Raw genomic sequence first — 7,130 nt, forward strand, 5'->3', positions numbered from 1 at the left:
CTCGCGGCTGTGCGAGACGAGCACGATGCCGACCCGGCCCGCCGGCGCGGCCTCCTCGGAAGCCGCGGCTTCCCCGGTCTCTTCCGCCTCTTCCGCCTCCTCTGCTTCCTGCACCGGCGGCGCCGCGCACAGCTCCGGGTCGGTGGCCTCGTACAGCGCCGTCACCAGCAGCGCCGACGACGTGGCGCCCGGATCCTGGTGGCCGATGCTGCGCTCGCCCAGATAGCTCGCCCGCCCGCGGCGGGCCTGCAACGGGATCGTCGCCCCGGCACCCTCGCGGGCGGCCCGGGCGGCGGCGTCCAGCGCGGCCACGACGCCCTGCGGCAGGGCGGCCACGTAGGCGTCGGCGGCCGGCTGGAGGGCGTCGACCATCGTCTTGTCGCCGGGCGCCGCGTCCCCGAGCCGCCGCACGCTCGCCACGGCCGCCCCCAGTGCCCGTCCCAGTGCCTCCGGCTCGACCACGGGATCCTCGCCCAGGATCTTGCCCATCCGCCGCAGCACGGTCCCGAACAGCGGCCCGGACGCGCCGCCCACGGTGTTCGTCAAGTGCACGCCTACGGCCGTCAGCAGCGCCCCCGGCGTGGCCGGCGGCTCCGCGGCCACCGCCTCGGCGGCGGAGGTGAACCCGCGCTTGAGATTGGCGCCGTGGTCGGCGTCGCCGATGGCGGCGTCGAGTTCGGTCAGGCGCGCGGACTCCGCGACGATCACGCGCGTGGCGCGGTCGAGGAAGCGGCGGAAGAAGTCCAGGTCGAGCGGGACGGTCATGTGCGGTGGCTCCTCGTCGCAAGGACATGCAAGTACGCCGGTGCGCGGGCCTGCTGACGCATGGACACGCAGGTACGGGCCCGGTCCGCCTCAGCGTAGTGCGGGAGCCTCGTCCATGTGATCGCCGGTCGTGCGTCCGTACCCGGGCGGAGGCGACCGGGGCGCCCGGCGCGGTGGTGCGCGAGGGTTCCGGGTACGGGCCGGATCTGCCATAGTGCCGCTCCCGTCCGGTCCGGTGGAGAGGTGGCCCCATGCGTCGGCTCGCTCTGTTCCTCCTGGCGGTCGTCCTGGGCGCGGGCGCCCTCGCAGCCGCCCCTGCCCGCGCCGCGTCCCCGCCGCATCCCGTGGTCTTCGTGCACGGGCGGAACGCCGGGCCCGGGGTGTGGGGTGGGATGCAGGACGACTTCGCCGCCTCGGGGTATGCGCGGGACCGGCTGTACGCCTGGTCGTACGACACGGGCAGGTCGTCGAACGAAGTCCTCGCCGGGGAGTTCGCCGCCTACGTCGACGGCGTGCTGGCGCGGACCGGTGCGGCGCGGGCCGATGTCGTCACGCACAGCCTGGGCGCGCTGCCCACCCGCTGGTACCTCGCGTTCGGCGGCGGGACGGGCAAGGTCGCCCACTGGGTCTCGCTCGGCGGCCCCAACCACGGGACGAGCCTGGCCTATCTGTGCGCGCTGTGGGACCAGGGCTGCAAGGACATGACGCCGGACTCCTACGTCCTGTCGCACCTCAACGCGGGCGACGAGACCCCCGGTCCCACGCGCTACGCCACGTGGTGGTCGTCGTGCGACGAGCAGATCGCGCCCGTGTCGAGCACGCCCCTCGACGGGGCGGACAACCATCGGGCAGCCGGCTGTCTCAAGCACAACGACCTGCTCACCGACGACACCGTGTCGCAGCAGGTGCTGACGTTCCTTCGGTGAGCCGTCCGGCCCGGGCGCGCGAGCGCGGTCCGCCCTCACGGGAGGAGAGAGGGCGGACCGCGGGTTCGTGGGGATCCGGCGTCAGCGGATGGCCTTGATCAGCTCACCGTCGGCCGTATCGCCGCTCAGCTCCCAGAAGAAGGTGCCGCCCAGCCCCTGCCGGTTCTTGTACGCCATCTTCCCGGCGATCGTCGACGGGGTGTCGTAGCTCCACCAGTCGCTGCCGCACTTGGCGTAGGCCGTGCCGCCCACCGTGCCGTTGGCCGGGCACTTGGTCTTCAGGACCCTGTAGTCCTCGAAGCCCGCTTCGTAGGTGCCCTTGGCCGGGCCGGTCGCCGTGCCGCCCGGGGCCGGCTGCGTCACGCCCGTCCAGCCGCGGCCGTAGAAGCCGAGGCCGAGGAGGAGCTTGGAGGAGGGGACGCCGAGAGACTTGAGCTTGGTGATCGTGGCGTCGGTGTTGAAGCCGGCCCTGGGTATGCCGCTGTAGGAGGTCAGCGGGGAGTGCGGGGCCGTCGGTCCCTTGGCCTCCCAGGCGCCGAAGTAGTCGTAGGTCATGGGGTTGTACCAGTCGACGTAGCGGGCGGCGCCCGCGTAGTCCACGGCGTCGATCTTGCCGCCGTTCGACGCGTCGGCGGTGATGGCGGCCGTGACCAGGTTGCGCGTGCCGAACTTCGCGCGCAGCGCGGCCATCAGCTTCACGAACCCCTCGCGGCCGCTCGTGTCGCACGTCAGGCCACAGGCGTTGGGGTACTCCCAGTCGATGTCGATGCCGTCGAAGACGTCGGCCCAGCGCGGGTCCTTGACGAGGCCGTAACAGGACTCGGCGAACGCGGCGGGGTTCCTGGCCGCCTCGCCGAAGCCGCCCGACCAGGTCCAGCCGCCGAAGGACCAGACCACCTTGAGGTTCGGGTGCAGCCTCTTGAGTTTGCGCAGCTGGTTGAAGTTGCCGCGCAGGGCGCCGTCGTCCCAGGTGTCGGCCTTGCCGTCGACGCTGCCGGCCGCGTCGTAGGCCTTGTCGTAGTCGGCGTAGGCGTCCCCGATGGTGCACTTTCCGTTGGTGACGTTGCCGAAGGCGTAGTTGATGTGGGTGAGTCTGGCGGCCGACCCGGACGTCTCGATGTTCTTGACGTGGTAATTGCGGTCGTACACGCCCCAGTTGGTGAAGTAGCCGACCACCTTGCCGCCGGCGGCGGTGTCGCCGGGATCCGCGGCGGCGGGCGACGCCGATGCCGCTCCGCCGAGGAGCGTGGTGGTGATCAGGGCCCCGGCGGCGGCGAAGGCGGCCAGGAAGGTGCGGGTCGAGCGGAGGGTGAGGGGTCTGCGGGAGGTGCGGGATGGTCCGGGCATGGGGTTCTCCTCGGTGGGGAGGGGAGAGCTCTCGGGGGGTGACCTGCACTCGTGCCTGCGTTCAGCCGCCGCGGCGATGGGCATGCACACGCCGAGCGGTGGCAGGACCATAGAAGGACTAGACCAGTACGGTCAATGGTTTGGACCAACCCCGTTCACGACTCCGTCAGGAGCACGTTGTCCCTGGTGCGCGACTTGTCAACCCGTGACGTCCGCCCGCCGATCGGGCATACTCCAAGCCGCCACAGCCGCAGGTCATCCCGTGTCGCGACCCGGCGCGGAATCATCGGCTGGGGGATCACCGACGGCGGCGCCACACCCTTGCGCGCCCGTCGTCGCAGCGCCCTGACAGGGAGGAGAGCGCCGCCATGACCGACCACGGCCCCCAGCCGGTGGAGCGTCAGCTGCCCACCGAGGAGTCCCGCGACCTGCTCGCGCTCGTACGCGACCTGGTGCAGCGGGAGATCGAGCCCGCCGCGGCCGAGGAGGAGGAAGCCGGGCGCTTCCCCCGTGAGGTCTTCCGGCTGCTGTCCGCCTCGGGCCTGCTCGCGCTCCCCTACGCCGAGGAGTTCGGCGGCGGCGATCAGCCCTACGAGGTCTACCTCCAGGTCCTGGAGGAGCTCGCCGCGGCGCGCCTCACCGTGGGCCTGGGCGTCAGCGTGCACACCCTCGCCTGCCACGCCCTCGCCGGCTTCGGCAGCAAGGAGCAGCAGGCCGAGCACCTGCCCGGCATGCTCGGCGGCGGCCTCCTCGGGGCGTACTGCCTCTCCGAGCCCTCTTCCGGCTCCGACGCCGCCTCACTGCGCACCCGCGCCACCCGCGACGGCGACACCTGGACCCTCGAGGGCACCAAGGCGTGGATCACCCACGGCGGCGTCGCCGACTTCTACACCGTCCTGGCGCGCACGGGAGGCGAGGGCGCCCACGGCATCACCGCCTTCCTCGTGCCCGGCGACGCCCCCGGCCTGTCGGCCGCACCGCCCGAGCGCAAGATGGGTATGAAGGGTTCGCCGACCGCGCAGCTGCACTTCGACGGGGTGCGGGTGCCGGACGCGCGCCGCATCGGCGAGGAGGGGCAGGGCTTCACGATCGCGCTGTCCGCGCTGGATTCCGGGCGGCTGGGCATCGCCGCCTGCGCGGTCGGCGTCGCCCAGGCCGCGCTGGACGAGGCGCTCGCCTTCACCGCCGGGCGGCGGCAGTTCGGCCGGCCGATCGCCGACTTCCAGGGCCTGCGCTTCATGCTCGCCGACATGGCCACCCAGATCGAGGCGGGCCGCGCGCTCTACCTCGCCGCGGCGCGGCTGCGCGACGCCGGCCTGCCGTTCTCCCGGCAGGCGGCGATGGCCAAGCTGTTCTGCACGGACGCGGCGATGCGGGTGACCATCGACGCCGTCCAGCTCCTCGGCGGCTACGGCTACACCGCGGACTTCCCCGCCGAGCGCTACATGCGCGAGGCCAAGGTCCTGCAGATCGTCGAGGGCACCAACCAGATCCAGCGCATGGTGATCGCCCGTCACCTGGCGGGCCCCGAGAGCCGCTGAGGACCGCCGCGCCGGGCACCGGCACGGCAAGCGGAACGGCGGGAAGCGTAACGGCAGGAACCGGAACCGCAGGAACCGGCACGGCGGGCGGGCGCCCCGCGCCCCGCCCGCCGGGAATCCCCGGCCGTCAGGACGGCCGGCGCATCTCCGGGACGCGGACCGGGCGGGATCCGGGGCCCCCGATGTGGGAGAACGGCTGGGTCCGCCAGTCCAGGCTCTCCGGCAGGGTGAGCAGCAGCGCCGTGTCGAATTCCTGGCCGTCCAGCGACTCGTCCACGGCGGGGGCCTCCTCCATGGCGCGGCCGGAGCCGGGGCACACGGTGAGCCCGAAGGGATTCCACGGCGAGGGGCACAGCGCGTGCTCGGGGAGCACGTCCTCGTCCGGGAGCAGGGCGATGGGGCGGGCGCAGTCCGGGCAGGTCACCCGGAACATCGTGCTGGTGTCGATCTCGTACGGCTCGTACGGGCTGCCGTCGCCGTCGTTCAGGCGTTCCAGGCTGGGCATAGTCTTTCTCCCCCTCGGATCGGCCGGCCACGTCGCGGCCTCGGCCACAGCAAGCACTTCCCGCGCCGCGAGCCGGGTAATCGCCGCATCACGGAGGACACGGGTGCATACCTGTGTTGTTCGTCACATGTCTTTGTGCGGGGGCATGCGCCCCCCATGGAGCCGTCGACTGTGCTGCTCCGGCCGGAACCCAGTAGGTTGATCCGCGTGGAGGAGCTGGACAGAGAAATCGTGGAACTGCTCGTCAAGGACGGGCGGATGAGTTACACCGACCTGGGGAAGGCCACGGGCCTGTCGACCTCGGCGGTGCACCAGCGCGTGCGCCGGCTCGAACAGCGCGGTGTCATCCGCGGATACGCGGCGGTGGTCGACCCCGAGGCGGTCGGGCTGCCGCTCACCGCGTTCATCTCGGTGAAGCCGTTCGACCCCAGCGCCCCCGACGACATCGCGGACCGCCTCGCCGAGATCCCGGAGATCGAGGCGTGCCACAGCGTGGCCGGCGACGAGAACTACATCCTCAAGGTGCGCGTCGCCACGCCGCTGGAACTGGAGCATCTGCTGGCGCGGATCCGGTCGCTGGCCGGGGTGTCCACGCGGACGACGATCGTGCTGTCCACGCCGTACGAGGCGCGGCCGCCGCGCGTCGGCTGATGCCCGCCCCGGGGGCTCCGGAGGCCGAGCCCCGGTTACGGAACGGGGCGGGCCAGGGGAGAGACTGATCCCTATGACCGAGCCCCACGCATCCGAGGACACCCCGCGCACCGTTCTGCTGCGCAACGGCGACGTGCACAGCCCCGCCGACCCGTTCGCCACGGCCATGGTCGTCGAGCGGGGCGCCGTCGCCTGGGTCGGCTCCGAAGGCGCCGCCGACTCCTTCGCCGACGGCGTCGATGACGTGGTCGACCTCCAGGGCGCGCTCGTCACTCCCGCGTTCACGGACGCACACGTGCACACCACGGCGACGGGCCTCGCGCTCACCGGCCTCGACCTCACCGGCACCGGCTCCCTGACCGAGGCCCTCGGCCGGATCAGGGCCCACGCCGCCGTCCGCCCGGCCGACCGCGTCCTCCTCGGCCACGGCTGGGACGCCAGCGCCTGGCCCGAGCAGCGGCCCCCGGCCCGGCGCGAGCTGGACGAGGCCACCGGCGGCCGGCCGCTGTACCTCACCCGCTCCGACGTCCACTCCGCCGTCGTCACCACGGCCCTGCTCGACCTGGTGCCGGGCCTCACCGGCCTCGGCGGGTACCACCCCGACGGGCCGCTGACGGGCGAGGCCCACCACGCCGTGCGCGCCGCCGCGTACGACGCGGTCACCCCCGCGCAGCGCGCCGAGGCCCAGGCCGCCGCGCTCGACCGCGCGGTCTCCCTCGGCATCGGCTCCCTGCACGAGTGCGCCGGTCCGCAGATCTCCAGCGCCGAGGACCTCACCGGGCTGCTGAGCCTGGCCGCCGGCAGGCGCGGCCCCCGCGTCGTCGGCTACTGGGCGGAGGCCATCACGTCTGCGAACGAAGCGGACCGCATCCGCGAGCTCGGCGCGCTCGGCGCCGCCGGCGACCTCTTCGTGGACGGCTCCCTCGGCTCGCACACCGCGTGCCTCCACGAGCCCTACACCGACCTGCCCGGCAGCACCGGCGCCGCCCACCTCGACGCCGCGGCCGTCGCCGCCCATGTCGCCGCGTGCACCGAGGCGGGCATCCAGGCCGGCTTCCACGCCATCGGCGACGCCGCGCTGACCGCCGTCGTGGAGGGCGTCCGCGCCGCGGCGGACAGGCTGGGCCTGGCCCGCGTCCGCGCGGCCCGGCACCGCGTCGAGCACGCCGAGATGCTCACCCCCGAGCACATCGCGGCCTTCGCCGAGTTCGCCCTCACGGCCTCCGTGCAGCCCGCCTTCGACGCCACCTGGGGCGGCGACACGGCCATGTACGCCCAGCGCCTCGGCGTCGAGCGGGCCCGCACCCTCAACCCGTACGCGGCCCTGCTGCGCGCCGGCGTCCCGCTCGCCCTCGGCTCCGACAGCCCGGTCACCCCGCTCGACCCGTGGGGCAC

6 protein-coding genes and 1 pseudogene are annotated in these 7,130 nt (G+C 73.4%); 4 read left to right on the plus strand and 3 right to left on the minus strand.

All coding sequences use genetic code 11. The annotated features are described in order from the left end of the window. Window positions 1-144: 144 nt before the first annotated feature. Window positions 145-765, minus strand: a pseudogene (gene dhaL / locus V7793_RS30155) (dihydroxyacetone kinase subunit DhaL); the annotation flags it as partial. A gap of 251 nt (window positions 766-1,016) precedes the next feature. On the opposite strand from dhaL, the gene V7793_RS30160 reads away from it, so the two are divergent. Next, on the plus strand, window positions 1,017-1,691 hold the full coding sequence (locus tag V7793_RS30160; RefSeq protein WP_336012416.1) for an esterase/lipase family protein: 675 nt from the start codon (window positions 1,017-1,019) through the stop codon (window positions 1,689-1,691). An 81-nt stretch (window positions 1,692-1,772) separates the two neighbouring features. Here the strand turns inward: V7793_RS30160 and V7793_RS30165 are convergent, their stop codons facing one another. Beyond that, complete coding sequence (locus V7793_RS30165) at window positions 1,773-3,038, minus strand: glycoside hydrolase family 18 protein (RefSeq protein ID WP_336012418.1); 1,266 nt, start codon at window positions 3,036-3,038, stop codon at window positions 1,773-1,775. Window positions 3,039-3,406: 368 nt separating this feature from the next. Here V7793_RS30165 and V7793_RS30170 point away from each other — a divergent pair, with 368 nt between their 5' ends. Further along, entirely contained in the window at window positions 3,407-4,579 is a 1,173-nt protein-coding gene (locus V7793_RS30170; RefSeq protein ID WP_336012420.1) for an acyl-CoA dehydrogenase family protein, read from the plus strand. A gap of 127 nt (window positions 4,580-4,706) precedes the next feature. Here the strand turns inward: V7793_RS30170 and V7793_RS30175 are convergent, their stop codons facing one another. Then, complete coding sequence (locus V7793_RS30175; protein WP_336012422.1) at window positions 4,707-5,084, minus strand: hypothetical protein; 378 nt, start codon at window positions 5,082-5,084, stop codon at window positions 4,707-4,709. 207 nt (window positions 5,085-5,291) lie between these two features. On the opposite strand from V7793_RS30175, the gene V7793_RS30180 reads away from it, so the two are divergent. Together V7793_RS30180 and V7793_RS30185 are read left to right on the plus strand one after the other, a co-directional pair. Continuing rightward, on the plus strand, window positions 5,292-5,735 hold the full coding sequence (locus V7793_RS30180; RefSeq protein ID WP_030365423.1) for an Lrp/AsnC family transcriptional regulator: 444 nt from the start codon (window positions 5,292-5,294) through the stop codon (window positions 5,733-5,735). Between the two features lie 73 nt (window positions 5,736-5,808). Continuing rightward, window positions 5,809-7,130 (plus strand): amidohydrolase (locus tag V7793_RS30185; protein WP_336012425.1); only part of this gene is annotated, 1,322 nt, incomplete at its 3' end.

Origin of the sequence: Streptomyces sp. KLMMK (genome assembly GCF_036961605.1) — a bacterium.
Classification (GTDB): domain Bacteria; phylum Actinomycetota; class Actinomycetes; order Streptomycetales; family Streptomycetaceae; genus Streptomyces; species Streptomyces telluris.

Excerpts from the sequence above, each read along its gene's own strand:
- V7793_RS30165 (WP_336012418.1), bottom strand. The coding sequence starts at position 3,038 with ATGCCCGGACCATCCCGCACCTCCCGCAGACCCCTCACCCTCCGCTCG.
- V7793_RS30160 (WP_336012416.1), top strand. The coding sequence starts at position 1,017 with ATGCGTCGGCTCGCTCTGTTCCTCCTGGCGGTCGTCCTGGGCGCGGGC.
- V7793_RS30175 (WP_336012422.1), bottom strand. The coding sequence starts at position 5,084 with ATGCCCAGCCTGGAACGCCTGAACGACGGCGACGGCAGCCCGTACGAG.
- V7793_RS30170 (WP_336012420.1), top strand. The coding sequence starts at position 3,407 with ATGACCGACCACGGCCCCCAGCCGGTGGAGCGTCAGCTGCCCACCGAG.